Consider the following 26,509-nt stretch of genomic DNA (forward strand, 5'->3'; position numbering starts at 1 on the left):
CCGGCATGGCAGTCTTAGACCTGCAATCGGCAATCAGTTCAAGGACTAAACGGGTTCGGGCGAGGAGCGGTCACAGTGCAGCGCTGGCGTGGCTTGGAGGACATCCCCCAGGACTGGGGACGCAGCGTCGTCACCATCGGCTCCTACGACGGCGTGCACCGGGGACATCAGCTGATCATCGGACGGGCGGTCGCCACGGCACGTGAGCTCGGCGTCCCGTCCGTCGTCGTCACCTTCGACCCGCACCCGAGCGAGGTGGTCCGCCCCGGCAGCCACCCGCCGATCCTGGCCCCCTACGACCGGCGCGCCGAGCTGATGTCCGGGCTGGGCGTGGACGCGCTGCTGATCCTGCCGTTCACGGCCGAGTTCTCCCAGCTGTCCCCGGCCGACTTCATCGTGAAGGTCCTCGTCGACAAGCTGCACGCGCGGGCCGTCATCGAGGGCCCGAACTTCCGCTTCGGCCACCGGGCCGCCGGGAACGTCGACTTCCTGCGCGAGCTGGGCTCCACGTACGACTACGAGGTCGACGTCGTGGACCTGGTCGAGCGCGGCGAGGCGGGCGGCGGGGTGCCCTTCTCCTCGACGCTGGCGCGCAGGCTGGTCGCCGAGGGGGACATGGACGGCGCGGCGGAGATCCTGGGGCGTCCGCACCGGGTCGAGGGCGTGGTGGTGCGCGGTGCGCAGCGCGGGCGCGAACTCGGCTACCCGACGGCGAACGTCGAGACGCAGCCGCACACCGCGATCCCGGCGGACGGGGTCTACGCGGGCTGGCTGACGGCCGACGGAGAGCGGATGCCCGCGGCGATCTCGGTGGGGACGAACGTGCAGTTCGACGCCACCGAGCGGACCGTGGAGGCGTACGCGATCGACCGCGTGGGGCTGGACCTGTACGGGATGCACGTGGCCGTCGACTTCCTCGCGTACGTGCGGGGGATGGCGAAGTTCGAGTCGCTGGACGGGCTGCTGGAAGCGATCGCGGACGACGTGAAGCGGGCGCGGGTGCTGACGGACGCGTACGACGTGAAGCGCTAGACGAACGAACAGGAAGGGCCCGTACCACCCCGGGGTGGTACGGGCCCTTTCCTCTTGGCCGTGGTCAGCCCAGGCGCGGGTCGCGCGGGGGCTGCTGGGGCTGGGGCGGCTGCTGGTGCGGGGCCTGGGGCTGCTGCCAGGGCTGGCCGGGCTGCGGGTACGGCTGGCCGTAGGGCTGCGGCGGCTGCTGGTACGGGGGCTGGCCCGGGGGCTGACCGTACGGCTGCGGCTGCGGCTGCTGCGGGGGCTGCTGCTGGTAGGGCGGCTGAGGGGCCTGGGGCTGCTGCGGCGCGCCCCAGTGTCCCTGCGGGGCCTGCTGCTGGGCCCGCAGGAAGTCCTCGGCCACGAGCGCGGAGAGGTTGAAGTACGCCTCGCGCGTCTTGGGCCGCATCATGTCGAGATCGACCTCGGCGCCGGCCGCGAGGTGCTCGTCGAAGGGCACCACGACGACACCCCGGCAACGGGTCTCGAAGTGCTGCACGATGTCCTCGATCTTGATCATCTTGCTGGTCTCGCGGACCCCGGAGATGACGGTGAGGGAGCGCGATACGAGGTCGGCGTACCCGTGCGCGGAGAGCCAGTCGAGAGTGGTGCTGGCGCTGCTGGCTCCGTCCACGGACGGGGTCGAGATGATGATCAGCTGATCGGCCAGGTCCAGGACGCCGCGCATGGCGGAGTAGAGGAGGCCGGTACCCGAGTCGGTGAGGATGATCGGGTACTGGCGGCCCAGCGTCTCGATGACGCGGCGGTAGTCCTCGTCGTTGAAGGTCGTGGAGACGGCCGGGTCCACGTCGTTGGCGATGATCTCCAGACCGGAGGGCGCCTGGGAGGTGAACCTGCGGATGTCCATGTACGAGTGCAGGTACGGGATCGCCTGGACCAGGTCCCGGATGGTGGCACCGGTCTCACGGCGGACCCGGCGCCCGAGGGTACCGGCGTCGGGGTTCGCGTCGATGGCCAGGATCTTGTCCTGGCGCTCGGTGGCGAGGGTGGCGCCGAGGGCGGTGGTGGTCGTGGTCTTGCCGACGCCGCCCTTGAGGCTGATGACGGCGATGCGGTAGCAGGACATGACCGGGGTGCGGATCAGCTCCAGCTTGCGCTGGCGCTCCGCTTCGGCCGCCTTGCCGCCGAAGCGGAACAGGCCGCCGCCACCGTTGTTGTTGTTCCTGGGCTTCTGCTTGTTGCGCAGCAGGCGGTCGGACGACAGCTCGACGGCGGCCGTGTAGCCGAGGGGCGCGCCGCCGCCGGTCTGGCCGGCCGAATAGCGCGGGTCGTGCGGCTGCGGTTGCGGCTGGTGCTGCTGCGGGGGCTGCTGCTGACCGGGCCCGGCGGACCACTGCCCGGCGGCGTGGGGGTCGTAGTGCTGCGGCTGCGGCTGCGGCTGCGGCGGCTGCGGGTGCTGCGGCTGCGCGGGCGCCGGTGGCGCGAACGGGTACGCGTCCGGGGTCCCGAACGCGGGCGGCGGCGAGGGCACTTCGCCGACGGCCGGCGGCGCGTCCGCGGGGCTGACCGGTGCCGGTGCCGGTGCCGCTGCCTGCTCGGCGGGCGGCAGCACGGGCGTTCCCTCGACGGGAGTGTCCTGCGGTCCGGGCCAGGGTGCGTGCGGAGCCTCCGCGACGGGCGCCGGGGGCAGGGCCGGGTACGGCGTGACCTCGTCGACGGGCGGCAGGGGCGGGAACGCCGTCGCGCGCGGGGCGTCGAGGGGAGCCGGCTCCGGAGCCGGCTCCGGGGCGACCTCCTCGGCCGGGGCCGCGGGCAGGGGTACGAGCGCGTCGGCGGCCGGCTCCGGGGCCGTGAACGGCGGGACCGGGGCCGGGGCTTCGAGTGCGGGCGGGACGTCCTCGGCCGGAGCCGGAGCCTCGATCGCGGCCGGAGCGGGAGCCGGGTACGAGGGGGCCGCGTCGAACGGTGCCGGAGCCGGGGCCTCGACCGGAGCCGGAGCCTCTGCCGCAGCCGGGACCACGTACGGCGGGGCCGACTCGGCCGGAGCAGGAGCCGGAGCCGGCGGCGCGATCGGAGCCGGCGCCTCGACCGGCGCCGGAGCCGGAGTCACGTACGGGAGCGCCGGAGCCGGGTACGCCGGGGCCGCGTCCACCGGCGCCGCCGGAGCGGGCGGGAACGGGGCCGGCAGGCCCGCGCCGTCGGACGGCGTCCGCGGAGCGGGCGGAGCGATCCGCATCGTCGACGGCGATTCCAGGTCTGACGGGCGGTGCGGCTCGAAACCGCTGCCCTCGGGGAGTCCCGGTACTTGCGCGGCCGGGGTCCCGCCCTGCATGTACCAGGCCGGCGGGGTGTAGTCGATGGTGAACTCGCCCGTCACCTCGGGCTCCGCGTCGGACTGATCGTCCGTCGGGACGTCCCACGTCCCGCCGCGCCTCTCGTTCCGATCGCCGCTCACTGGTCCTCCTGGTCTGTCGAACACTGGTCCGGCGCCCACCTCGCCGCGCCCGGACCCAGCCTAATCGCGGCCCGATGTCACTGTCCGCCCCCCTCAGCGGGCCGGGTCAGTCGATGCGCCGGGCCCCGCCCAGCAGCCCGGTCTCCGCGTCCGTCCCCTGGGTCATCACGAACTGCCGGTCCCGCGGAGTGCACCACAGGGTCACCCCGTCGCCCAGCGTCGGCAGCGAATCCACCGCCTGCCGCGGAAGTCTCATCAGGCGGCCGATCTGCTGCGCCTCGTCCGGGGACACCCGCTGCACGCCCACCAGGGACGACTGCTGCAACAGCCGCGGCGCCGTCGGGCTCAGGTACGGCAGCAGGGTCAGCACCGACTGCCACGGCCCGGCCACCACGCGCCCGCGCGGCGGCCGCATCCCGCAGTCCCGGATCACCAGCACCGGGCTGCCCGCCGAAGCGCCCTGCGGCGGGATCCTGCCCACCTCGTGCAGGGTTACGCACTGCTGCCCGCCCCCGGCCGCCTGGGCCAGCCCGGACCACACCTGCCCGCGTCCGGTCTCCACCGCCACGCGCGCACCCGTGGCCGCCGCGCGCAGCGCCAGCACCTGCGCCGTCCACAGACCGCCGATGAGCGTCACCTCGTACGGCGTCGGCCGGTTGATCCCGAGCACCGCCGACCGCCCCTCGGCGTCCACGCCGATGACGACCCCGTCGTCACCGACGGGCAGCGCCAGCAGATCCAGGTCCGCAGCGGGCACCACGTGCCGCTCCCGACGCGGGCCGACCAGCCCGAAACCGCCCTTCATCGCGCCCCTCCCAGCGGCAGCGAAGCCAGCAGCCCCGGCACCTGTTCACGGTCGAGCCGGACCAGCCCGGTCTTCACGCCCCGCGCCGTCCTCTCCAACTCCCGGCGCGCCGCGACGAGTTCTTCGTCGCTCCGCCCCGTCACCCGTACGTGTCCGGTCAGGGTGACGCCCTGTCGCTCCGCCGGGGCCATCGTCAGGCTGAAGTTCGTCGCGAGCGCGGGCAGCGAGGTCAGCAGCGCCACGAGCTGCGGCAGTGCCGCCGAACCTGCGCCGCCGCCGAGCTGCGGCCAGCGGCCTATCCAGTACGTCGTATGCCGCCGGTCGTCGCAGCGCCAGGTCCGCGAGGTCTCCTCGGTCCGCCGCCCCGTGCTGCTCGACCGCCCGGCCTGGGTGATCGCCATCGGGTTCGCGCACGAGGACGTGGCCAGCGCCGCCGTCAGCTCCTGCTCGGTCAGCACGGTGGCCGTGAACCCGGCCCCGGCCAGCCGGCTCGCCAACTGGTCCGCCGCGCGCACCAGGCACCGCTGCGCGCCGGCCAGTCCGCCGCCGCGTGCGGTGACCGCCTCCGGGCACAGCTCCGGGTCGAGTTTGAGCGCGATCCAGGTCAGCCGGACCGCCGGCGTACCCGTCCGCGCCTGCAGCGGCGCGTAGTTGCGCGTCGCCATCGACTGGGCCGGCAGGTGCGGGGCGGGCGCCGGCTGGGTGTGCTGCACGAGCTGCGCGGACTCCAGCCGGATGCCGTCCACTTCGAGGATGTCCCGTACGACGGCCAGCGGCAGTGGCCGCGCCGCCCGGTCGGGCCGCAGCGCCGTCGCGTCCGTGTCCACCTGGACGACCGCGGTCAGGAAGGTCCCGTCGCCGATCATCCCGACCGGACGCCGGTCGCGGTCGCCGAAGGTGAGGGTGCGCAGCGCCGGATCGGCCTCGACCAGCGGGGCGAGCCCGGGCTCCGTGCCCGCTGGCACGGCGAAGGACGCGGACCGGCGCCGACGGGTACGCAGTGCGAGCGCACCGCCGATCCACTCCGGCAGGGAGCGCTGGTGGCGGCGCACGACCGCGAGCAACACCAGGACGAGCGCCAGCACGCCGGTGGGAACCAGCAGGAGCGGTTCGACCACCCACGCCACCAGCAGGGCGGCTGCCGCAACTTGAACCAGCACGAGCTGTTGCAGTCGGAACGGACCGAAGCGGCCGGGGCTCGACTTCGGATGCGGCGTCACCCCGCCACGCGCCGGTGCGGGCGCGCCGGTCTGCTGCTCCGTCGCGGTGGCCATCACTCGCGCACTTCCCCTTTCCGGGGCCAGACCCCGTGAGTCCGGGCGCCGTGCGACACCTGCCGCACGCCCCCGGAATCTCCCCAATCCACCCCAACAAGCCCTGATTGACCCGGTGCGGAAGGGGCTGAGCGGCAGCCTCACCCTACCCGGCCCCTGCATACCGTCCGTCAAGAGGCATAGTAGGTGCCCGGTCCGACAATCGAGGCCCGGGGACCGTACTCACCGGCCGGGCCGTGCGGGGAGAAGCAGGCGGTCATGGCATCACGACGTGATGAGCTCAACGCGTACACCTTTGCGAAGCGGCGCACGGTGGCCGCGTTCCTCCAGCCATCCGCCACGGGGACCGAGGAGGGCGCTCCGCGCCCGCTGCGCGCGGTCCTTCCGGGGCTGATCGTCGGCGCGCTCGTGCTCGCCGGATTCGGCGCCTGGGGCATGTTCAAGCCGACGGCGCCCAAGGGCTGGTCGGAACCGGGAACCAGGGTCATCGTCGGCAAGGACTCGACCACCCGGTACGTGGTCCTGACGACGAAGGTCAACGGCAAGGACCAGACCCGGCTGCACCCGGTGCTGAACCTCGCCTCCGCGCGACTCCTGCTGGATCCCTCGAAATTCAAGGTGATCCAGGTCGAGGACAAGGTCCTCGACGCGGGCAAGCCGCCGCGCGGCCCGATCATCGGCATCCCGTACGCCCCCGACCGGCTTCCCTCCAAGGACGACGCGGGCAAGGCCAAGCGCTGGGCCGTCTGCCAGCAGCCGGGCGGCAACGGCCGCGGCGTGCAGACCGCCACCTTCGTCCTCGCCGACCGCGAGGCGGCCAAGACGGACGACGCCCGCAGGCTCACCGACACCCAGTCGCTGTACGTGCAGAGCACCGGCACGGGCCAGGAGCGCTACCTGGTCGACGCGTCGGGGACGAAGTACAAGTTCCCGGAGGGCACCCCGGCCGCCGGAACGATGACGAACGCGCTGGTCGGCACGGGCGCCACCCCGCAGCAGGTCAGCCCGGAATGGCTGGGGACCCTCAACTCCGGCGACGACCTGACCTTCCCGGCGCTCCCGGGCAAGGCGGCCTCCGACGCCGGGGTCAAGGGCCTGTCCACCGCCGACAACAAGGTCGGCATGGTGCTCAAGGCGCAGACCGGCTCCGGCGCCCAGCACTACGTGGTGCTGCCAGGAAAGGTCGCGCCGGTCTCCGACTTCGTCGCCTGGCTGCTGATCTCGGCTCCCGCGACGGACGGCCTCAACATGCACGGCAAGCCACGCGAGGTCGACCTCCAGTCGCTCAGCCCGGACGCCGCCCCGTTCGCCGGTGACGTCAAGTGGCCGCAGAAGAAGACCGACCGCATCAACCAGACGACCCCGGCGGCCGGCACCCAGACCGGAGGAGCCAACAACCGCGACACCGTCTGCAGCGTCCTGCGCTCGGTCGACGGCCAGGGCAACCAGACCCTGAGCACGTGGGCCGGCACCGGTTTCCCCATCGACATCACCGCCAGCGGCACCAGCGCGTACGTCACCCCCGGCTCCGGCCTGCTCTACACCCAGGTCCAGGGCAAGCAGACCACCGCCGGCGGCTCCCTCTTCCTGGTCACCGACACCGGTCTGCGGTACGCCGTCCAGGCGAACGGCGACAGCGACGCCGAGCAGTCGAAGATCGGCGCGCCCGACCAGTCGAAGACGGGGACGGACGGCCGCCCCGAGGCCAGCCAGGCGCAGGTCCGGCTCGGCTACGGCAGCGTCACCCCGGCCATGGTGCCCATCGCCTGGTCGGAGTTCCTTTCCAAGGGGCCGCGCCTGGACACCAACTCCGCCCGCCAGCCCCAAGGTTCGTGAGGAAGCCGCCGATGACCCAGACCACCCACGCGGCCCGGCGGGCGCTTGTGGCCGCCGCCTTCGCCCTCACCCTGGCCGGCGGCGGCGCGGGAACGGCCGCCGCGGCGGAAACAGCAGCCGCGCCGCAGGCCCCGTACGAGGGAGCCCCGTACGCGTTGCGCCTCGACGGCGCCGGCGAGTGCACCTTCCCCATGAAGAAGCAGATCGCGGACCGCCCCTGGGCCCTCCAGCGGCTCCTGCTCGACGAGCTGTGGGCGCAGACCAAGGGCAAGGACAAGAACGGCAACGGTGTCCGCGTCGCGGTCATCGACACCGGTGTGGACCGGGCGAACCCGCAGCTCAGCGCGGCCCTCGACACCGGCGCGGGCAAGGACTTCGTCGACCCCAAGGGCGGCGACGGCACGGTCGACCCCGTCGGCCACGGCACCAAGGTCGCCGGGCTGATCGCGGCACGCCCCCAGGACGGCACCGGCTTCGTCGGCCTGGCCCCGGAAGCCACGATCATCCCGATCCGGCAGAACGACGGGCAGGGCAAGGGCAATGCCCTGTCCCTGGCCCAGGCCATCGACCACGCGGTGGCCAAGGGCGCCCAAGTGATCAACGTCTCCCAGGACACCGACGCACAGCTGTCCGCCGACTCCGAACTCGGCAAGGCCGTCCAGAAGGCCGTCGCCGCCAACGTCGTGGTGGTGGCCTCGGCGGGCAACGACGGCATGAGCGGCCAGAAGCGCAAGACCTACCCGGCCGCCTTCCCCGGCGTGCTCGCCGTGGGAGCCTCGGACCGCAACAACGAGCGGGCCGCGTTCTCCCAGCCCGGCGACTTCATCGGCGTGGCGGCGCCCGGCGTCGACATGGTCTCCACCGTCCCCGGCTTCGGCCAGTGCATCGACAACGGCACCAGCTTCTCCGCGCCGTACGTCGCCGGCGTCGCCGCCCTGCTCCGCGCCAAGCACGGGGACTGGTCGGCGCAGCAGATCGTCTGGCAGATCCAGAACACCGCCGAACGCACGGTCAAGGGCCGTGACGACTACGTCGGTTGGGGCGTCATCGACCCGGTGCGCGCACTCGCCCACGACCAGCAGGCCCCCAAGGCCCCGGTCCCGGACCCCGGCCCGCCCCCGGCGGCCGCTCCGGAGGCGGCGGCGCTGCAGCTGACCGAGACCGCCCAGGAGCGCGAGGAGCGGTTCGGCACGTACGCTCTGGGCATCGGCGCGGTCCTGATCGCCGTCATCGCGGGTACCGCGACGGTCGTCCGGGACTCCCGCAGCCGCCGACGTCGTTTGCAGTGAACAGTCACAGTTCATCAACGGAAGCGCCCTACCGGTGTTGGGACAAGCCGATGAACTGGCTAGAGTGACACCAGGCTTCACGAGTGTGATCGGGGGATCGCGTGAAGCGGAGGGGGACAAGCCGGGGCGCGTGGCTCACAACCGCGCCAGGCGCGTCCGCTCCGCTGCGCAATCCGCCGGTTCTGCCGGCGAATTGAGAAGTGAGGAGCTTCGATGAGCACGAACACCTTCGGACTTGCAGACGATCCGGTCGTCCAGGCGAAGAACAAGATCGAGGAGACGGCCAACGCCGTCACCAGGCAGGCCCGCGAGCTCGCCGACATCCTCGCCACCGTGAGCGCCGGCTGGACCGGTGTGGGTGCCTCGGGGTTCATCTCCGCACAGAGCACGGTGAACGACGACCACGACGAGATCCGTCGTCTGCTCGGCGTCCTGCACAACGCGGTGGCGCAGACCAAGAACCTCAGCAACGCGCAGGACGACGACGTGCGTGCCGCGTTCAAGGCCGTCCAGTCGAGCGCTGGTGGCGGGGGCAACAACTCCGGCCTCAACGGCATCTGACGCAAGCGTCGTTCACCAGTCACCGCAGCGCAGCGAGAAGGAGTAGAGCATGTCGGGTTCCGACGGGCACACCAAGGTCAGGTATGAGACGGTCCAGCAGATGGCGGACCGCATCCGGGTCGTTTCCGGGAACATCATCAAGGACCTGAACGAGATGGAGGCGGCCGTGAAGGTCGTCACCGACACCTGGGACGGCGAGGCGCACGGCCAGTACGTCCAGCTCCAGGCGAAGTACAAGGGCAAGGCCGACCACATGAACAAGACGCTGGAGCAGGTCGCCCGCCTCATCGAGCAGGGCAAGGGCGACTACCGCGCCACCGACGTGAGGGCCTCGCGCCTGTTCACCGAGGCCTACTGAGCCCGGGACCACGTCAGTCCGAACGCGCCGAAGGGGCGCGCCCGCACCGGGCGCGCCCCTTCGGCGCGTACGCTTACGCCCCCCTCAGGGCTGGTGGCGTTCGAGGTCGAACTCGCCGTCCCGGGCCCCGAGTACGAAGGCCTCCCACTCGGCGGCCGTGTAGCGCAGCACCGTGTCCCGGTCCAGCGAGGACCGCATGGCCACCGCGCCCTCGGGGAGCCGGGCGATCTCGACCCGCTCCTCGTCCGGGCTGGTCCCGGGCGGCCCCTCCCACTCCACACCGCTGATGTCGAGCGCGTACAGCTCGTCCTTCTCCTGCTGGGTGCCCATGGGTGGCCTTTCCCTCGGTGGCGCGGTCTTCACCGCCGATTATCGGTGCTGCGCCACCGGCCGGGACAGGTTTCCGGCCGATCGCCCCGGTGGCCGGCGTCGATGCCGGCCACCGGGGGAGGGGCTCACATGCGGGCCGGCATCCGACCGATCTGGATCAGCGACGTACCGCGCCTGCGCGAGGCGAAGCTGGCCCGGCCCGGCGGCATCGGACGCGGCCGCACCGTACCGACCAGGTCGCCCTCGGACGGGTCACCGGACAGGACGACGCCCTGCGCGCCGAGCTCCTTGATCCGCTGCATGAACGGCTCGTACAGCGAACGCGAGGCACCCGCCGAGTTGCGCGCGATGATGAAGCGGACGCCCGTGTCCCGGGCGAAGGGCAGGAACTCCACCAGCGGTGCCAGCGGATTGCCCTGGCTCGTGGAGACCAGGTCGAAGTCGTCGATGATGATGAACACGTCCGGGCCCGTCCACCAGCTGCGGTCGCGCAGCTGCTGCGGAGTGACGTCGGTCGGCGGCTGCCGGCGCGAGAACACCCCGCCCAGCGCCTCCATGTGCATCTGCAGGGAGCTCGCCATCGGCGCGTACTCCAGCAGGTGCTCCTCCGGCAGCGCCCCGAGCAAGCTCCGCCGGTAGTCGCCCACGACCAGACGTGCCTGGTCCGGTGTGTAGCGCTCCGAGATCTGCTTGGCGATGAGCCGCAGCAGGTTCGTCTTGCCCGACTCGCTCTCGCCGAAGACGAGGAGGAAGGGGTCGGACTCGAAGTCGACGAACACCGGCTCCAGATCGGTCTCGTCGATGCCGATCGCGATCCCGCGGCCGGGGTGCTCCCCGCCCTTGGGCAGCTGGTCGGAGTGGAGCAGCCGCGGCAGCAGCCGTACCCCGGGAGCCGCCTGCCCCGCCCAGTTCTGCTTCACCGCTTCCACGAAGGCCGCCGTGGCCTCCGACAGGTCTCCCGCCTCGTGCGAGCCGTCGATCCGCGGCAGCGCGCCCAGGAAGTGCAGCTTCTCCGCGACCTGACCGCGGCCGGGCATCCCCGTGGGGACGTTCGCCGCGACCTTCCGGTCGAACTCGGAGTCCATGGTGTCGCCGAGCCGCAGCTCGAGGCGGCTGAGCATCTGGTCCTTGAGCGCGGCCCGTACCTCCATGTACCGGGCCGCGGTGATCACCACGTGGATGCCGTAGCCCAGACCGCGCGAGGCGATGTCGGTGACGATCTGCTCCAGGCCCTCGTACTCGCCCCGGAAGTTGCCCCAGCCGTCGATGACCAGGAACACGTCGCCCCACGGCTCGTGGGGCAGGTCACCGGCCGCGCGACGGCGCCGGTAGGTGCCGATCGAGTCGATGTTGTTCGAGCGGAAGAACTCCTCGCGGCGGTTGAGGATGCCCCCCACCTCCGCGACCGTACGCCGGACCCGCTCCGGGTCCAGGCGCGAGGCGATCCCGCCCACGTGCGGCAGCTCGGAGACCGACGACAGGCTGCCACCACCGAAGTCCAGCCCGTAGAACTGCACCTCGCGCGGGGTGTGCGTGAGCGCGAAGGAGGAGATCAGCGTCCTCATCAGCGTCGACTTGCCCGACTGCGGACCGCCGACCACCATCATGTGGCCCGCCGCACCCGAGAAGTCCCGGTACAGCACCTCGCGCCGCTGCTCGAACGGCTTGTCGATGAGGCCGAGCGGCACGACGAGCCCGCCGGGCCGCGTGTACCCGTCGGCGTGCAGCCCGCGCTCCGCGCTCGGCGCCAGCGCCGGCAGCAGCTGGTCGAGCGGCGGCGCCTGGTCGAGCGGCGGCAGCCACACCTGGTGCGCCGGGACCCCCTGCCCCTCCAGCCGGCTGACGATCACGTCCAGCACGGTGTCCGCGAGCGCGTCGTCCTCGCGCACCGGCTGCGACGCCAGGTACGCCGGGTCCGGAGCCGCGTACACCACCGGCACCGGGGTCGCCGTGAACAGCGCGGGCCGCCGCTCCACCGGGAACTGCCCCACCGACAGGTCCGGGCCGCCCGAGCGGTAGGTACCCGAGACGTACGCCGCCTTGAAGCGGGTCATCTCGTCCGTACCGAACTTCAGATAGCCCGAACCGGGCACCGACGGCAGGTGGTAGGCGTCCGGGACGCCGATCGCCGTCCGCGACTCCGCCGCCGAGAAGGTCCGCAGACCGATCCGGTACGACAGGTACGTGTCCAGGCCGCGCAGCTTGCCCTCCTCCAGACGCTGCGAGGCCAGCAGCAGGTGCACACCCAGCGAACGGCCGATGCGGCCGATCTGGATGAACATGTCGATGAAGTCCGGCTTCGCCGTCAGCAGTTCGCTGAACTCGTCGATGACCAGCACCAGCGAGGCCAGCGGCTCCAGCGGGGCGCCGGCCGCACGGGCCTTCTCGTAGTCGTGGATGTTGGCGTAGTTGCCCGCCGAGCGCAGCAGCTCCTGCCGGCGCTGCAGCTCACCGCGGATCGAGTCGCCCATGCGGTCCACGAGCGTGAGGTCGTCCGCCAGGTTGGTGATGACCGCCGCGACGTGCGGCATCTGCCCCATCCCGGTGAAGGTCGCACCGCCCTTGAAGTCGGCGAGTACGAAGTTCAGGGTCTCCGAGGTGTGCGTGACGGCCAGACCCAGCACCAGCGTGCGCAGCAGCTCCGACTTGCCGGAACCGGTCGCGCCCACGCACAGACCGTGCGGGCCCATGCCCTCCTGCGCGGCCTCCTTCAGGTCCAGCATGACCGGCGCGCCGTCCTCGCCGACGCCGATCGGCACCCGCAGCCGCTCGCCGGCCGACCTCGGCCGCCAGGTGCGCGCGACGTCGACCGCCGCCGCGTCGCCCAGGTTCAGCAGGTCCGTGAAGTCCAGGTTCGCCAGCAGCGGCTCGTCGTCGTCCCCGCCGCCCGTGCGCATCGGCGCCAACTGCCGGGCCAGCGCCTCCGCCGCGGGCAGCGACAGCGTGTCCGGGACGCCCTCGTACGCGACCCCGGCGCCCGACTCCAGGCGCAGCCGGCCCGGCCGCACCACGACCGACAGCCCGCCGCGCGGCTCGTCCAGCTCGCCCGCGACCACCTCGACGATGGTCACGCCCTGCAGCCCCTCGGCCGCCGCGAACACCGAGTCCGGCGGCACCATCCCGCCGTCCAGCACGACCACCAGGTGCGGCTGGTCCAGTACGGGGGACACCTCCCGGCTGAACCGGGGCCGGCCCTCCAGCCGGTTCGCCAGCAGCCCCTCCAGCTCGGCGAGGTCGTCGCCGAACAGCCGCTTCGTACCGGCCCCGTCGACCTGGCCCGGGACCTGCGTGTGCGGCAGCCACTTCGTCCAGTCCCACGAGCGCACGGCGCCCGGCGCGGCCACCACGGCCACCATCAGGTCCTCGGGGGAGTGCAGCGTCGCCAGCTGCGCCACCATCGCCCGCGCGGTACTGCGCGCCGCCTCCGGCTCCCCGGACACCGTCACGTGGTAGAAGGCGCGGATCGACAGCGCCATCGGCAGCCCGTCCAGCGAGGAGTGCACCTTCAGGAACCGCTGCATCGCCCCCGCGGTCAGCGGCTCCAGCTCGTCCACCGGCGCGGTCTCCGGCGCCACCAGCGGCGTCGCCAGGCGCTGCGCACCCAGCCCGAGCCGGGCCTGCCCGAAGTCCTGGTCGCCGACCCGCCGCTCCCACAGCCGCGAACCCTCCGCCACCACCGACCACAACTGCTCCGGGGCCGGGTGCAGATACAGCTGCGCGTCGCGCTGCGCACGTGCGGTCCGGCGTACCTGGCGGCGCGTCTGCGCAAGATATTTGAGGTAGTCCCGGCGCACATCGGCCATTTGCCCCTGCGCACCGCGCCGGTGGCGCACCAGCTGCGCGACGACCATGGCCACCGTCGACACCAGCATCAGCACACCCATGATGCGCATGAACGGAGCCGCACCCGGCATGAAGAAGAACACGACGGAAGAGCCCATGCCGAGCATCGGCAGGAGCTGCATCAGCATGCCCTCCTGCTGCCCGCGCGGGAGTTCGGGCGGAGCTTCCAGCCGCAGCTCCTCCGCGGGAACCTCGGGCGGCAGGGACCGCGGCGGGCGTTTGACGACGATCTGGCTCACCGGAGCATCAATCCCTCGAAAACGGACGGGACGTCGCAACCGGCGCCCCCAAGTCCCGGGCGCGAAGGGGGTCTCCCCCACGCGACGGTGATCCTACTTGCCGACAGTCGGTCATAAGCCCGGTAGGGTGGCGCGCGCAGCATGCGCATCCGCGAATCGTCCGCCGGTGCGGGCACCAACCAGGGGGGTCACACAGGTGAGTACGGCCGGGACGACGGGTTTCTGCAGGGTCACCGTCGTGGCCCCCGACAGTCGTATCGACGTCGCCCTCCCCGAGGACATCGCCGTCGCCGACGTCTACCCCGAGCTGCTGCGCCTCACCGGCCAGACGCAGCCCGTCGGCGCCCCGACCGGCTTCCACCTCGTCCGCCGTTCCGGCACCGTCCTCGACGGCGCCCGCACGCTCGCCGCCCAGCAGGTCCTCGACGGCGAAGTGCTGAGCCTGCGCCCCTTCGCCGAGTCCCTGCCGCCCGCGGTGTTCGACGACGTGTCCGACGCCGTCGCCTCCGCCGTCGTCCGCGACCGGCACCGCTGGAGCGACGACATGCTGCGCGGCGCGGGCCTGGCCGGCGCCGCCCTGCTGATCGTGATGCTGGGCTTCGTCCTCTGGTACGCCGATCCGCTGCGCCACGACATGCACGGCCTGCCCGGGATCATCGCGGGCGCCGTCGGCGTGCTGCTCACCGCCGTGGCCGGAGTGCGCGCCCGCGTCTACCGCGACCGCCTCTCCGCCGTCGCGCTCGGCCTCGGCGCCCTCCCGCACCTGATGATCGCCGGCTCCGGGATCATCGCCCCGGCCGTCGGCCAGGGCCCCGGCCGCCTCCAGTTCCTGCTCGGCTGCGTCTGCGCCCTGATCGCCTCCGTCGCCCTGGTCGCACTCACCCCCAGCGGCGACGCCCCCTTCGTCGCGGCCACGTTCGTGGCCGTCACCGGAACCCTCGCCACCTTCGCGGCCATCGTCACGGAGGCCTCCGCCACCTACACCGCCGCCGTCTGCGCCCCCGTGGCCATCGGCCTCGTCGCCTTCCTCCCCGGCCTCTCCGCCCGCTTCGCCCGGCTGCCCATCGGCTACGCCGCCCCGCAGAGCGCCACGGACGAGTACACCGACTATGCGGAGACCCCGGACCGCTACGAGACCGAGCCGTACGGTGAGCAGCCCGGCTCCGACCAGCACGAGCCGGGCAGCACCCCGCTCGACGCCGAGGCCATCGCCGCCCAGGCCCGCCGCGGCCACGAGATGCTCCTCGGCCTGGTCGGCGGCTGCGCCGCGGTCGCCGTCGGAGCCTCCGCCGTCCTCGGTTTCTCCGACAACACCTGGGGCCGCCTGCTGGCCCTGGCCACCGGCCTCGCCATGCTGCTGCGCGCCCGCCTCTTCCGTTACACCTCCCAGGTGGTCTGCGCCCTGACCGCGGGCCTCGCCGCCATCGCGCTGCTGATCCTGGGCATGGCCCTGCACCCGCCGACCGATCTGCTCGAGGCCCTCGTCCTGGAGCACGACAGCAGCGGCCTGGACCTCCGTACGATCTGGCTGACCGCCGCCGTCGCGGCCGGCGCGGCCCTCCTCGCCGGAATTGCGCTTGTCATCCCGCGCAAGGGTCTGTCACCCTTCTGGGGAAGGCTGCTCGACCTCACCGAGGCGGCGGTCCTGCTCAGCCTGGTCCCCCTGACCCTGGCCGTGCTGGACGTTTACTCCCGGGCCCGCGCTCTCACCAGCTGAGACGCCGGGGCCCGGCAGCCTGGTACGCTGTGTGACGGCCGTTTGTGTACGCGTCCCCCGGACTCCTCGGCAAGAGGATCTGTGGACTGCGCTCAGCGGACCCCGCCTCCCGAGTAACGGAAGCTCCCCAGAGACTCAGACCTGGGGCACTCGGTGGCAACGAAGACCTATAACGAGGAGTACGCGTGCCGCTCGACGCCGCTACGAAGAAGCAGATCATCACCGAGTTCGGTGCCAAGGAGGGCGACACCGGCTCCCCCGAGGTCCAGGTTGCGATGCTCTCCCGCCGCATCTCGGACCTGACCGAGCACCTCAAGACGCACAAGCACGACCACCACTCCCGTCGTGGTCTGCTGATCCTGGTCGGCCAGCGTCGCCGCCTGCTGCAGTACCTGGCCAAGAAGGACATCCAGCGCTTCCGTACGCTGGTCGAGCGCCTCGGCATCCGCCGCGGTGCGGCCGGCGCCAAGTAAGACGCCGTGAAGGGAGCGGTTCCCACATCCGGGGGCCGCTCCCTTTGCTGTACGTGCGGGACGGACCGGACCCTTTGTAGTCTGGAATCGACGCACGCGCCCGTCCGACGAGACGGGCACAACTGAAGAGGAGGAGCGCCCTCCCTACGCCGCCGGTCCTCGGTAGTGGCACCCGGAATGCCCCAGCGGGCACCGAACCGGATGCTTCGATCGAAGACCGGCCCCCAGGCCAGGCGCGCTTCTCCGCACCGTCCGCCGCCACACGGGCAGCGGACGGAGACGACGAAAATGGAGAAGACACTAGTGGAGAACGAGACCCACTACGCCGAGGCCGTCATTGACAACGGCTCCTTCGGCACCCGCACCATCCGCTTCGAGACGGGCCGTCTGGCCCGCCAGGCCGCCGGCTCCGCCGTTGCCTACCTGGACGACGACACGATGGTGCTGTCCGCCACCACCGCGTCGAAGAAGCCCAAGGACCAGCTCGACTTCTTCCCCCTGACGGTGGACGTCGAGGAGCGGCAGTACGCGGCCGGCAAGATCCCCGGCTCCTTCTTCCGCCGTGAGGGCCGCCCCTCCGAGGACGCGATCCTCACCTGCCGCCTGATCGACCGCCCGCTGCGCCCGTCCTTCAAGAAGGGCCTGCGCAACGAGATCCAGGTCGTCGCCACGATCATGGCGCTCAACCCGGACCACCTGTACGACGTCATCGCGATCAACGCCGCGTCCGCGTCCACCCAGCTGGCCGGCCTGCCCTTCTCCGGCCCGATCGGCGGCGTCCGCGTCGCGCTGATCCGCGGCCAGTGGGTGGCCTTCCCGACGCACACCGAGCTCGAGGACGCCGTCTTCGACATGGTCGTCGCGGGCCGCGCCCTGGAGGACGGCGACGTCGCGATCATGATGGTCGAGGCCGAGGCCACCGAGAAGACCATCGCCCTCGTCAAGGGCGGCGCCGAGGCGCCGACCGAGGAGATCGTCGCCGCGGGTCTCGACGCCGCGAAGCCGTTCATCAAGGTCCTCTGCAAGGCCCAGGCCGACCTGGCCGCCAAGGCCGCCAAGCCCGAGGGCGAGTTCCCGGTCTTCCTGGACTACCAGGACGACGTGTACGAGGCCCTCTCGGCCGCCGTCAAGGGCGAGCTCTCCCAGGCGCTGACCATCGCGGGCAAGCAGGACCGCGAGGCCGAGCTGGACCGCGTCAAGGAGATCGCCGCCGAGAAGCTCCTCCCGGCCTTCGAAGGCCGCGAGAAGGAGATCTCCGCCGCGTACCGCAGCCTGACCAAGGCCCTGGTCCGCGAGCGCGTCATCAAGGACAAGGTCCGCATCGACGGCCGCGGGATCACGGACATCCGTACCCTCGCCGCCGAGGTCGAGGCCATCCCGCGCGTGCACGGCTCGGCGCTGTTCGAGCGTGGCGAGACCCAGATCCTGGGCGTCACCACCCTCAACATGCTCCGCATGGAGCAGCAGCTGGACACCCTCTCCCCGGTGACCCGCAAGCGCTACATGCACAACTACAACTTCCCGCCGTACTCCGTCGGCGAGACCGGCCGCGTCGGTTCGCCGAAGCGCCGCGAGATCGGCCACGGCGCGCTCGCCGAGCGTGCGATCGTGCCGGTCCTCCCGACCCGCGAGGAGTTCCCCTACGCGATCCGTCAGGTGTCCGAGGCCCTCGGCTCCAACGGTTCGACGTCCATGGGCTCGGTCTGCGCCTCCACCATGTCGCTGCTGAACGCCGGTGTGCCCCTCAAGGCCCCCGTCGCCGGCATCGCCATGGGCCTGATCTCCCAGGAGATCGACGGCAAGACCCACTACGTCGCCCTCACCGACATCCTCGGTGCGGAGGACGCCTTCGGCGACATGGACTTCAAGGTCGCCGGCACCAAGGAGTTCGTCACCGCGCTCCAGCTGGACACCAAGCTCGACGGCATCCCGGCCTCCGTCCTGGCCGCCGCCCTCAAGCAGGCCCGCGACGCCCGCCTCCACATCCTCGACGTGATGATGGAAGCGATCGACACGCCGGACGCCATGTCCCCGTTCGCCCCCCGGATCATCACCGTCAAGATCCCGGTGGACAAGATCGGTGAGGTCATCGGGCCCAAGGGCAAGATGATCAACCAGATCCAGGAGGACACCGGCGCCGAGATCACGATCGAGGACGACGGCACCATCTACATCGGTGCCTCCGACGGTCCGGCCGCCGAGGCCGCCCGCGCCACGATCAACGCCATCGCCAACCCGACCATGCCGGAGGTCGGCGAGCGGTACCTGGGTACGGTCGTCAAGACCACCACCTTCGGTGCCTTCGTCTCCCTCATGCCCGGCAAGGACGGCCTGCTGCACATCTCGCAGATCCGCAAGCTCGCCGGTGGCAAGCGCGTGGAGAACGTCGAGGACGTGCTCGCGGTCGGCACCAAGGTCCAGGTGGAGATCGCCGAGATCGACCAGCGCGGCAAGCTCTCCCTGATCCCCGTGATCGACGGCGAGGCCGCCGGTGACGACGCTGACAAGGACGACTCCGACAAGTGATGTCGCGTAGTTCCCGTGTGACGGCCCGCCCCTCTTCGGAGGGGCGGGCCGTCGCCCGTACCCAAACCCTCCTCAAGGGCAGCAACGGCATCGGCACCGTCCGGCGCACGGTCCTGCCCGGCGGACTGCGCATCGTCACCGAGACGCTGCCCTCCGTCCGCTCCGCCACCTTCGGCATCTGGGCGCACGTCGGCTCCCGTGACGAGACGCCCACGCTCAACGGCGCCACGCACTACCTGGAGCACCTCCTCTTCAAGGGCACGCACAAGCGCAGCGCCCTCGACATCTCCTCCGCGATCGACGCGGTCGGCGGCGAGATGAACGCCTTCACGGCGAAGGAGTACACCTGCTACTACGCCCGGGTGCTCGACACCGACCTGCCGCTGGCCATCGACGTGGTCTGCGACATGCTCACCGGCTCGCTGATCCGCGAGGAGGACGTCGACGCCGAGCGCGGGGTCATCCTCGAAGAGATCGCGATGACCGAGGACGACCCGGGCGACGTGGTGCACGACCTGTTCGCGCAGACCATGTACGGCGACACCCCCCTGGGGCGCCCGGTCCTCGGCACCGTCGACACGATCAACGCCCTCGGCGCCGACCGGATCCGCCGCTTCTACAAGAAGCACTACGACCCGACGCACCTGGTCGTGGCCGCCGCCGGCAACGTCGACCACAACAAGGTCGTACGCCAGGTCCGCGCCGCCTTCGAGAACGCCGGCGCGCTGACCCGCACCGACGCCGAACCGATCGGCCCGCGCACCGGCGCCAAGCGCATCCGCACCGCCGGCCGCGTCGACCTGGTGAACCGCAAGACCGAGCAGGCCCACGTGGTCCTCGGCATGCCCGGTCTCGCCCGCACCGACGACCGCCGCTGGGCCCTCGGCGTACTGAACACCGCCCTCGGCGGTGGCATGTCCTCCCGTCTCTTCCAGGAGGTCCGGGAGAAGCGCGGCCTGGCCTACAGCGTGTACTCGTACACCTCGGGCTTCGCCGACACCGGCCTCTTCGGCGTGTACGCCGGCTGCCGCCCCAACCAGGTGCACGACGTGCTCCGGATCTGCCGCGACGAGCTCGACAAGGTCGCAACCGAGGGACTGACCGACGAGGAGATCAGGCGGGCCATCGGCCAGCTCTCCGGGTCGACCGTCCTCGGCCTGGAGGACACCGGCGCGATCATGAACCGCATCGGCAAGAGCGAGCTGTGCTGGGGCGACCAGATGTCGGTCGACGACATGCTGGCCCGGATCGCGGCCGTGACCCCGGACGACGTCCGTTCGGTCGCACAGGATGTACTGGCCCAGCGGCCCTCGCTCGCGGTGATAGGCCCGCTGAAGGAGAAGCAGGCCGCCCGTCTCGACGAAGCGGTCGCCTAATCCGTACGGCAACCAAGTCTGTGTTTATTTAAGGACGTAAGCATGAGCAAGCTGCGCGTGGCGGTCCTCGGAGCCCAGGGCCGCATCGGCGCCGAGGCGGTCAAGGCGGTCGAGGCCGCCGAGGACATGGAACTGGTCGCGGCGCTCGGCCGCGGCGACAAGCTGGAGACGCTGGCCGAGGCCGGCGCCCAGGTCGCGATCGAGCTGACCACCCCTGCGTCGGTGATGGGGAACCTGGACTTCCTCATCCGCCACGGCATCCACGGAGTGGTCGGTACCACCGGCTGGACCGAGGACCGCCTCGCCCAGCTCGACACCTGGCTCGCCGGCTCGCCGGAGACCGGTGTGCTCATCGCCCCGAACTTCTCCATCGGCGCCGTCCTCACCATGAAGTTCGCGGCCCAGGCCGCCCGCTACTTCGAGTCCGTCGAGGTCGTCGAGCTGCACCACCCCAACAAGGTCGACGCCCCCTCCGGTACGGCGACCCGTACGGCGCAGCTCATCGCGGCCGCCCGCGCCGAGGCCGGCCTCGGCGCCCAGCCCGACGCCACCGCCACCGCCCTCGACGGGGCGCGCGGCGCGGACGTCGACGGCGTCCCGGTGCACGCCGTCCGTCTGCGGGGCCTGCTGGCCCACCAGGAGGTGCTCCTCGGCGGCGAGGGCGAGACCCTGACCATCCGTCACGACTCGCTGCACCACAGCAGCTTCATGCCGGGCATCCTGCTCGGTGCGCGCCGAGTGACGCAGACCCCGGGCCTCACCTTCGGCCTGGAACACTTCCTCGACCTGGGCTGACTGGGCTGATTTCACGATGCGCGCGAAGATCACGTACTTCCTCACGGCCGCCGTCCTGGTGGTCTACTTCGTCCTGGCCGGCAGCCGGGGCCTGATGCTGATCCAGCACGGCACCTGGCTCACCGTCACCTTCGGGGTGGCCGTGCTGATCCTGCCGGTCATCGGTGTCTGGTTCCTCTGGCAGAACACCCGGTTCGTCACCCGGGCCAACCTCCTCGCGACCGAGCTGGAGGCGGAGGGCGGACTGCCCGTGGACGAGCTGGAGCGGGACACGTACGGGCGGATCCTGCGGGACTCCGCCGACGAGGTCTTCGCGCGCCGCAGGGCCGAGACCGAGGACGCGCCGGGGGACTGGCGCAGCTGGTTCCGGCTCGCCGTCGCCTATCACGACGCCCGGGACACCCCGCGGGCGCGCAAGGCCATGCAGCGGGCGATCGCCCTGCACGACGCGAAGCCCGTACGGGTCTGATCCCTGCACGGGCTTCCCGTGGTGTGTTCTCGGCGGTACCTCGCGACCCGGGGGCCGCAGGGGCCGGGGTCAGGCGGTCACGGGCCGGTACTCCTCGGCCCAGGCATCCACCGTGTCGACGGCCCGGTCGAAGGCCTCGCTCCGCGACAGGAAGTCGGCGTTGTGGTCGGTCAGCAGCACCGGCGGCTCCGCGCCGTCCGGCCCGGACATGGTCAGCGCCTGCCCCTGAACGGTCCTCGGCAGTCCGAGCCAGCGCACCGGCTGCTGCACCGTACGGAGCTCGCCGATCTCGTTCCAGGCGTGGGTGCGGGTCACGAAGAACCCCACCCGGCGCAGCCCCGCGGGGCTCACCCACACGCCGACGCGCAGGGTCTGCACCGCGGAACCGACGACCGCGAGGGCGGCGATCAGGCAGACCAGGGCTCCGCCCCAGCCGCCCGCGAAGGCGACGATCATCGTGGCCAGCAGCATGAAGGCCGACAGCAGGAGCAGGAGCGCGCCGATGCCCACGCGCCAGGGCCCGGGCCGGTAGGGCCGGCGCCAGCGGTCCTGGTCGGCATGGGCCAGGATCTCGTCGCCGTCGCCGTCGTCATCCACATCGGATACGCCGTCGGCCGTCAGGAAGGGCAGGGGCACGGCTGGACCTCACTCACATGCACGTTCGGTTGGGCTGTGCCCGTGAGGCTACCGCCCCTGGGACGCCTCCGACTGCTGCGACTTCTCCGGTCCCTTGCTCGGCTGCAGTGCTGGCATGCCGAAGAGCAGTGCGCCCGCGAGCCCCGCAACCACGGTCAGTCCGACCAGAGTACGGGCGGCCAACTGGGTCCGGCCCAGGCGCTCGCGCGGCGGTGGAGTGACGTTGCTTCGGAAACGGTCGGCCTCGGAGACGAAGGCGAACGGAACGGGTTCGCGCCGGAGGAACATCAGAGCGAATCTCCTCGAGGTGGACGGGGTGTGCGTTCTCCTACGTATGACGTGCGAGCGGCTCAATCCGTGCCGGATTTCGGGACATTAGGAAAAATTCATGGCTGTGCGTCAGCTGTGCGGCGCTCCCCGCGGCCCCGGCGCCGCCCCCTCGCTCCGCGTCCGTCGGCACGGTGCCCGCGAGCGGCGCCGTAGAGTGGGCGCGCCCCAGGACGCACGTTTGGAAGGACCCCCGGTGAGCGAAACCGCCGCTTCAGATCTGAAACCCAGCTTCCGCAGTGACGTGACGGTGGAGCTGGTGAAGCACTCCGCCGCCGATTCCGACGTCCTGTGGGCCGCTCGCGTCTCCACGGCCGGCGAGCAGTCGCTGGAGGAGCTGCAGAAGGACCCGGAGCGCTCGAAGGGTCTCATCAACTATCTGATGCGCGACCGCCACGGCAGCCCCTTCGAGCACAACTCGATGACCTTCTTCATCAGTGCCCCGATCTTCGTCTTCCGCGAGTTCATGCGGCACCGCGTGGGCTGGTCGTACAACGAGGAATCGGGCCGCTACAGGGAGCTCGAGCCGGTCTTCTACGTCCCGGACGCCGAGCGCAAGCTGGTCCAGGAGGGCCGCCCGGGCAAGTACGTCTTCATCGAGGGCACCCAGGCGCAGCAGGAGCTGACCGGCCGCGTCATGGAGGACTCCTACGTGCGGGCCTACGAGGCCTACCGGGAGATGCTCGCGGCGGGCGTGGCCCGGGAAGTGGCCCGTTCGGTCCTGCCGGTCGGTCTTTTCTCCTCGATGTACGCCACCTGCAACGCGCGCTCGCTGATGCACTTCCTCGGTCTCCGTACGCAGCACGAGCTCGCGGCCGTCCCGTCCTTCCCGCAGCGGGAGATCGAGATGGTCGGCGAGAAGATGGAGCGGCACTGGGCGCAGCTCATGCCGCTGACGTACGCGGCCTACAACGGCAACGGTCGCGTTGCCCCGTAAGGGCCGGTACACCTGCGGCGTACAGATGTACGGCGTCAAGTCCTAAGTGTCCGTATTGCGACGTTTCGTAAACTTCATCTAGGCTGATCAAACGGACCCGGCACTGCTTGAACCCCCGAGCAGGCAGTGCCGGCGTCCAACACCCTGTTGACGTCCCCCGAGGGGACACCGCGAGCATGGCAGCGAGTAGCGTGTTACCCATGGCTCCGATCTCGACTCCGCAGACCCCCTTCGGGCGGGTCCTCACCGCCATGATCACGCCGTTTACGGCGGATGGCGCACTCGACCTCGACGGCGCGCAGCAGCTCGCCGTCCACCTGGTGGACGCAGGCAACGACGGCCTGATCATCAACGGCACCACCGGCGAGTCGCCGACCACCACCGACGCGGAGAAAAACGACCTCGTACGAGCCGTACTCGAAGCCGTCGGAGACCGCGCCCACGTGGTCGCCGGCATCGGCACCAACGACACCCGCCACACGCTCGAGCTGGCCCGCCAGGCCGAGCGCACCGGCGCCCACGGCCTGCTCGCCGTCACCCCGTACTACAGCAAGCCGCCGCAGGAAGGCCTCTTCCGGCACTTCACGGCGATCGCCGACGCCACCGAGCTGCCGGTCATGCTCTACGACATCCCCGGCCGCAGTGGTGTCCCGATCGACACCGAAACCCTGGTACGACTGGCCGAGCACCCCCGTATCGTTGCCAACAAGGACGCCAAGGGCGACCTCGGCAAGGCCGGCTGGGCCATCGCGCAGAGCGGACTGGCCTGGTACTCGGGCGACGACATGCTGAACCTGCCGCTCCTGTCGATCGGCGCGGTCGGATTCGTCTCCGTGGTCGGCCACGTGGTCACCCCCGAGCTGCGCACCATGCTCGAGGCCCACCTGGACGGAGACGTCCAGAAGGCGGCCGAGATCCACCAGAAGCTGCTCCCGGTCTTCACCGGCATGTTCCGCACTCAGGGTGTAATGACCACCAAGGGCGCGCTGAACCTGCAGGGCCTGCCCGCGGGCCCGCTGCGACTCCCGCTGATCGAGCTGACCGCCGAAGAGACGGCCCAGCTCAAGATCGACCTTGCCGCCGGCGGGGTACAGCTCTGACAACGGGCTTCACTACAGACTTCACAACTGAATAAGCACGGACAAACAAATACGGAACAGACAACAGCAAGTGCACGAATGACATGCGCGCCACGTGCCTTCCGGGTACGTGGCGCGTGTGGTGAGGAGACACTTTTGAGCCATCCGCATCCGGAACTCGGTCCGCCGCCGAAGCTGCCCAAGGGCGGCCTCAGAGTCACCCCTCTGGGTGGTCTCGGCGAGATCGGCCGCAACATGACCGTCTTCGAGTACGACGGCCGTCTGCTGATCGTCGACTGCGGCGTCCTCTTCCCCGAGGAGGAGCAGCCGGGCATCGACCTGATCCTGCCGGACTTCTCGTCCATCCGGGACCGCCTCGACGACATCGACGGCATCGTCCTCACGCACGGCCACGAGGACCACATCGGCGCCGTCCCCTTCCTCCTCCGGGAGAAGGCGGACATCCCGCTGATCGGCTCCAAGCTGACGCTGGCCCTCATCGAGGCGAAGCTCCAGGAGCACCGCATCCGCCCCTACACCCTCGAGGTGAAGGAAGGCGAGCGCGAGAGCCTCGGCCCCTTCGACTGCGAGTTCATCGCGGTCAACCACTCCATCCCGGACGCCTTGGCCGTGGCCATCCGTACCGGCGCCGGCATGGTCGTGGCCACCGGCGACTTCAAGATGGACCAGCTCCCGCTGGACAACCGCCTCACCGACCTGCACGCCTTCGCGCGTCTGAGTGAAGAGGGCATCGACCTCCTTCTCTCCGACTCCACGAACGCCGAGGTCCCGGGCTTCGTCCCGCCCGAGCGCGACATCTCCAACGCCATCCGCGGCGTCTTCGCGGGTGCCCAGAAGCGGATCATCGTGGCGTCCTTCGCCAGCCACGTGCACCGCATCCAGCAGATCCTCGACGCCGCCCACGAGTACGACCGCCGGGTCGCCTTCGTCGGCCGCTCGATGGTCCGCAACATGGGCATCGCCCGTGACCTGGGCTACCTGAAGGTCCCGGCCGGTCTCGTCGTCGACGTCAAGACCCTCGACGACCTGCCGGACGACGAGGTCGTGCTGGTCTGCACGGGTTCGCAGGGCGAGCCGATGGCGGCCCTGTCCCGGATGGCCAACCGCGATCACCAGATCCGGATCGTCCCCGGCGACACCGTGATCCTGGCGTCGTCGCTGATCCCGGGCAACGAGAACGCGGTCTACCGCGTGATCAACGGCCTGACCCGCTGGGGCGCCAACGTCGTGCACAAGGGCAACGCCAAGGTGCACGTCTCCGGCCACGCCTCGGCCGGCGAGCTGCTGTACTTCTACAACATCTGCAAGCCGCGGAACCTGATGCCGGTCCACGGCGAATGGCGCCACCTGCGCGCCAACGCCGAGCTCGGTGCCATGACGGGCGTCCCGAAGGACCGCATCGTCATCGCCGAGGACGGCGTGGTCGTCGACCTGATCGACGGCAAGGCCCGGATCTCCGGCAAGGTCCAGGCCGGCTACGTGTACGTGGACGGCCTCTCGGTCGGCGACGTCACGGAGGCCTCGCTCAAGGACCGCCGGATCCTCGGCGACGAGGGCATCATCTCGGTCTACGTCGTGGTGGACAGCTCCAGCGGCAAGGTCGTGAGCGGCCCGAACATCCAGGCGCGCGGCTCCGGCATCGACGACTCGGCCTTCTCCGCGATCATCCCGAAGATCGAGGAATCCATCGCCCGCGCCGCGGCCGACGGGGTGGCCGAGCCGCACCAGATCCAGCAGCTCATCCGCCGCACGATGGGCAAGTGGGTCTCGGACGGCTACCGCCGCCGCCCGATGATCCTCCCGGTCGTCGTCGAGGTCTGACCCTCGCCGTAGCGACCGCACGGGAGCGGGGCAACCGGATTTGCATCCGGGGGCCCCGCTCCAGTACGTTTACCTCTCCACCTCGCACGACACCCGGGCACACACGCGTGTCCGGACGAGTCATGCGAGCGGGTGGGAATCAAGACCCGGGGAGACCTGATAAAGTCTGATCCGCCCGAAAGGGAAAGGCCCTCCAACGGCCACCAATTCAAATCCCAGTCGGAATCGACGCGGAAATGGTCTGGTAAGGTTGGAACCGCCGGAAAGAGAAGCGCGAAAGCGAATACCTGGAAAGCACCGAGGAAGTCGGACACGAAAGAGTCTGATAGAGTCGGAAACGCAAGAACAGAACGAAAGCCCGGAGGAA

21 protein-coding genes are annotated in these 26,509 nt (G+C 70.9%); 14 read left to right on the plus strand and 7 right to left on the minus strand.

What is annotated here, in order from left to right:
• The first annotated feature begins 75 nt into the window (after positions 1–75).
• Positions 76–1,032, plus strand: coding sequence for a bifunctional riboflavin kinase/FAD synthetase (locus tag ACGFZK_RS23400; RefSeq protein WP_393850792.1), 957 nt, complete (start codon positions 76–78; stop codon positions 1,030–1,032).
• Between the two features lie 64 nt (positions 1,033–1,096).
• Here the strand turns inward: ACGFZK_RS23400 and ACGFZK_RS23405 are convergent, their stop codons facing one another.
• The 3 genes from ACGFZK_RS23405 to eccE all read right to left on the minus strand — a co-directional run bounded on the left by ACGFZK_RS23405 (position 1,097) and on the right by eccE (position 5,509).
• Complete coding sequence (locus ACGFZK_RS23405; RefSeq protein WP_393850793.1) at positions 1,097–3,430, minus strand: SCO5717 family growth-regulating ATPase; 2,334 nt, start codon at positions 3,428–3,430, stop codon at positions 1,097–1,099.
• 106 nt (positions 3,431–3,536) lie between these two features.
• Positions 3,537–4,235 carry a hypothetical protein gene (locus ACGFZK_RS23410; protein WP_393850794.1) on the minus strand — a complete coding sequence of 233 codons (699 nt, stop codon included), beginning with the start codon at positions 4,233–4,235 and terminating at the stop codon, positions 3,537–3,539.
• The gene (gene eccE / locus ACGFZK_RS23415) at positions 4,232–5,509 is read right to left on the minus strand and encodes a type VII secretion protein EccE (protein WP_393850795.1); all 1,278 of its coding nucleotides are present in this window, start codon (positions 5,507–5,509) and stop codon (positions 4,232–4,234) included. Before eccE ends, ACGFZK_RS23410 begins: the two co-directional genes overlap by 4 nt.
• A 258-nt stretch (positions 5,510–5,767) precedes the next feature.
• Here eccE and eccB point away from each other — a divergent pair, with 258 nt between their 5' ends.
• From eccB to ACGFZK_RS23435, 4 genes are all read left to right on the plus strand, one after another.
• Positions 5,768–7,345, plus strand: coding sequence for a type VII secretion protein EccB (eccB, locus tag ACGFZK_RS23420; protein WP_393850796.1), 1,578 nt, complete (start codon positions 5,768–5,770; stop codon positions 7,343–7,345).
• An 11-nt stretch (positions 7,346–7,356) separates the two neighbouring features.
• Complete coding sequence (mycP, locus tag ACGFZK_RS23425) at positions 7,357–8,634, plus strand: type VII secretion-associated serine protease mycosin (protein WP_393850797.1); 1,278 nt, start codon at positions 7,357–7,359, stop codon at positions 8,632–8,634.
• 213 nt (positions 8,635–8,847) lie between these two features.
• Positions 8,848–9,195: a hypothetical protein gene (locus ACGFZK_RS23430; RefSeq protein ID WP_393850798.1), complete on the plus strand. Its 348-nt coding sequence runs from the start codon at positions 8,848–8,850 to the stop codon at positions 9,193–9,195.
• A 49-nt stretch (positions 9,196–9,244) separates the two neighbouring features.
• Positions 9,245–9,553 (plus strand): WXG100 family type VII secretion target, encoded by a 309-nt coding sequence (locus tag ACGFZK_RS23435; protein WP_393850799.1) that lies wholly within the window; start codon positions 9,245–9,247, stop codon positions 9,551–9,553.
• A gap of 84 nt (positions 9,554–9,637) precedes the next feature.
• Here the strand turns inward: ACGFZK_RS23435 and ACGFZK_RS23440 are convergent, their stop codons facing one another.
• Together ACGFZK_RS23440 and eccCa are read right to left on the minus strand one after the other, a co-directional pair.
• Positions 9,638–9,883 (minus strand): DUF397 domain-containing protein, encoded by a 246-nt coding sequence (locus ACGFZK_RS23440; RefSeq protein WP_393850800.1) that lies wholly within the window; start codon positions 9,881–9,883, stop codon positions 9,638–9,640.
• Positions 9,884–10,008: 125 nt separating this feature from the next.
• Positions 10,009–13,965 (minus strand): type VII secretion protein EccCa, encoded by a 3,957-nt coding sequence (gene eccCa, locus ACGFZK_RS23445; protein WP_393850801.1) that lies wholly within the window; start codon positions 13,963–13,965, stop codon positions 10,009–10,011.
• Positions 13,966–14,161: 196 nt separating this feature from the next.
• Between eccCa and eccD the strand changes: the two genes are divergently transcribed.
• The 6 genes from eccD (at position 14,162) to ACGFZK_RS23475 (ending at position 21,321) form a co-directional block, all read left to right on the plus strand.
• Positions 14,162–15,682 (plus strand): type VII secretion integral membrane protein EccD, encoded by a 1,521-nt coding sequence (gene eccD, locus ACGFZK_RS23450; RefSeq protein WP_393850802.1) that lies wholly within the window; start codon positions 14,162–14,164, stop codon positions 15,680–15,682.
• A 185-nt stretch (positions 15,683–15,867) separates the two neighbouring features.
• Positions 15,868–16,155 (plus strand): 30S ribosomal protein S15, encoded by a 288-nt coding sequence (rpsO, locus tag ACGFZK_RS23455; protein ID WP_030011220.1) that lies wholly within the window; start codon positions 15,868–15,870, stop codon positions 16,153–16,155.
• Between the two features lie 303 nt (positions 16,156–16,458).
• On the plus strand, positions 16,459–18,681 hold the full coding sequence (locus ACGFZK_RS23460; protein WP_393850819.1) for a polyribonucleotide nucleotidyltransferase: 2,223 nt from the start codon (positions 16,459–16,461) through the stop codon (positions 18,679–18,681).
• Positions 18,678–20,057: a M16 family metallopeptidase gene (locus ACGFZK_RS23465; protein WP_393850803.1), complete on the plus strand. Its 1,380-nt coding sequence runs from the start codon at positions 18,678–18,680 to the stop codon at positions 20,055–20,057. Before ACGFZK_RS23460 ends, ACGFZK_RS23465 begins: the two co-directional genes overlap by 4 nt.
• 42 nt (positions 20,058–20,099) lie before the next feature.
• Positions 20,100–20,852 (plus strand): 4-hydroxy-tetrahydrodipicolinate reductase, encoded by a 753-nt coding sequence (gene dapB, locus ACGFZK_RS23470; protein WP_393850804.1) that lies wholly within the window; start codon positions 20,100–20,102, stop codon positions 20,850–20,852.
• Positions 20,853–20,868: 16 nt separating this feature from the next.
• The gene (locus tag ACGFZK_RS23475; RefSeq protein ID WP_393850805.1) at positions 20,869–21,321 is read left to right on the plus strand and encodes a hypothetical protein; all 453 of its coding nucleotides are present in this window, start codon (positions 20,869–20,871) and stop codon (positions 21,319–21,321) included.
• A 69-nt stretch (positions 21,322–21,390) separates the two neighbouring features.
• Here the strand turns inward: ACGFZK_RS23475 and ACGFZK_RS23480 are convergent, their stop codons facing one another.
• Both ACGFZK_RS23480 and ACGFZK_RS23485 read right to left on the minus strand, forming a co-directional pair.
• Positions 21,391–21,957 (minus strand): hypothetical protein, encoded by a 567-nt coding sequence (locus tag ACGFZK_RS23480; protein ID WP_393850806.1) that lies wholly within the window; start codon positions 21,955–21,957, stop codon positions 21,391–21,393.
• Between the two features lie 48 nt (positions 21,958–22,005).
• A complete protein-coding gene (locus ACGFZK_RS23485; protein ID WP_393850807.1) occupies positions 22,006–22,245 on the minus strand; it encodes a hypothetical protein in 240 nt (79 codons plus the stop codon).
• 235 nt (positions 22,246–22,480) lie between these two features.
• Here ACGFZK_RS23485 and thyX point away from each other — a divergent pair, with 235 nt between their 5' ends.
• The 3 genes from thyX (at position 22,481) to ACGFZK_RS23500 (ending at position 26,142) form a co-directional block, all read left to right on the plus strand.
• The gene (gene thyX / locus ACGFZK_RS23490; protein WP_393850808.1) at positions 22,481–23,221 is read left to right on the plus strand and encodes an FAD-dependent thymidylate synthase; all 741 of its coding nucleotides are present in this window, start codon (positions 22,481–22,483) and stop codon (positions 23,219–23,221) included.
• Between the two features lie 200 nt (positions 23,222–23,421).
• Complete coding sequence (dapA, locus tag ACGFZK_RS23495; RefSeq protein ID WP_393850809.1) at positions 23,422–24,321, plus strand: 4-hydroxy-tetrahydrodipicolinate synthase; 900 nt, start codon at positions 23,422–23,424, stop codon at positions 24,319–24,321.
• 135 nt (positions 24,322–24,456) lie between these two features.
• Positions 24,457–26,142, plus strand: coding sequence for a ribonuclease J (locus tag ACGFZK_RS23500; RefSeq protein WP_393850810.1), 1,686 nt, complete (start codon positions 24,457–24,459; stop codon positions 26,140–26,142).
• Positions 26,143–26,509 lie beyond the last annotated feature (367 nt).

The organism is Streptomyces sp. NPDC048257, from assembly GCF_043201855.1.
Lineage (GTDB): Bacteria > Actinomycetota > Actinomycetes > Streptomycetales > Streptomycetaceae > Streptomyces.

Excerpts from the sequence above, each read along its gene's own strand:
- ACGFZK_RS23410 (WP_393850794.1), bottom strand. The coding sequence starts at position 4,235 with ATGAAGGGCGGTTTCGGGCTGGTCGGCCCGCGTCGGGAGCGGCACGTG.
- eccE (WP_393850795.1), bottom strand. The coding sequence starts at position 5,509 with ATGGCCACCGCGACGGAGCAGCAGACCGGCGCGCCCGCACCGGCGCGT.
- eccB (WP_393850796.1), top strand. The coding sequence starts at position 5,768 with ATGGCATCACGACGTGATGAGCTCAACGCGTACACCTTTGCGAAGCGG.
- mycP (WP_393850797.1), top strand. The coding sequence starts at position 7,357 with ATGACCCAGACCACCCACGCGGCCCGGCGGGCGCTTGTGGCCGCCGCC.
- ACGFZK_RS23430 (WP_393850798.1), top strand. The coding sequence starts at position 8,848 with ATGAGCACGAACACCTTCGGACTTGCAGACGATCCGGTCGTCCAGGCG.
- ACGFZK_RS23435 (WP_393850799.1), top strand. The coding sequence starts at position 9,245 with ATGTCGGGTTCCGACGGGCACACCAAGGTCAGGTATGAGACGGTCCAG.
- ACGFZK_RS23440 (WP_393850800.1), bottom strand. The coding sequence starts at position 9,883 with ATGGGCACCCAGCAGGAGAAGGACGAGCTGTACGCGCTCGACATCAGC.
- dapB (WP_393850804.1), top strand. The coding sequence starts at position 20,100 with ATGAGCAAGCTGCGCGTGGCGGTCCTCGGAGCCCAGGGCCGCATCGGC.
- ACGFZK_RS23475 (WP_393850805.1), top strand. The coding sequence starts at position 20,869 with ATGCGCGCGAAGATCACGTACTTCCTCACGGCCGCCGTCCTGGTGGTC.
- ACGFZK_RS23485 (WP_393850807.1), bottom strand. The coding sequence starts at position 22,245 with ATGTTCCTCCGGCGCGAACCCGTTCCGTTCGCCTTCGTCTCCGAGGCC.
- dapA (WP_393850809.1), top strand. The coding sequence starts at position 23,422 with ATGGCTCCGATCTCGACTCCGCAGACCCCCTTCGGGCGGGTCCTCACC.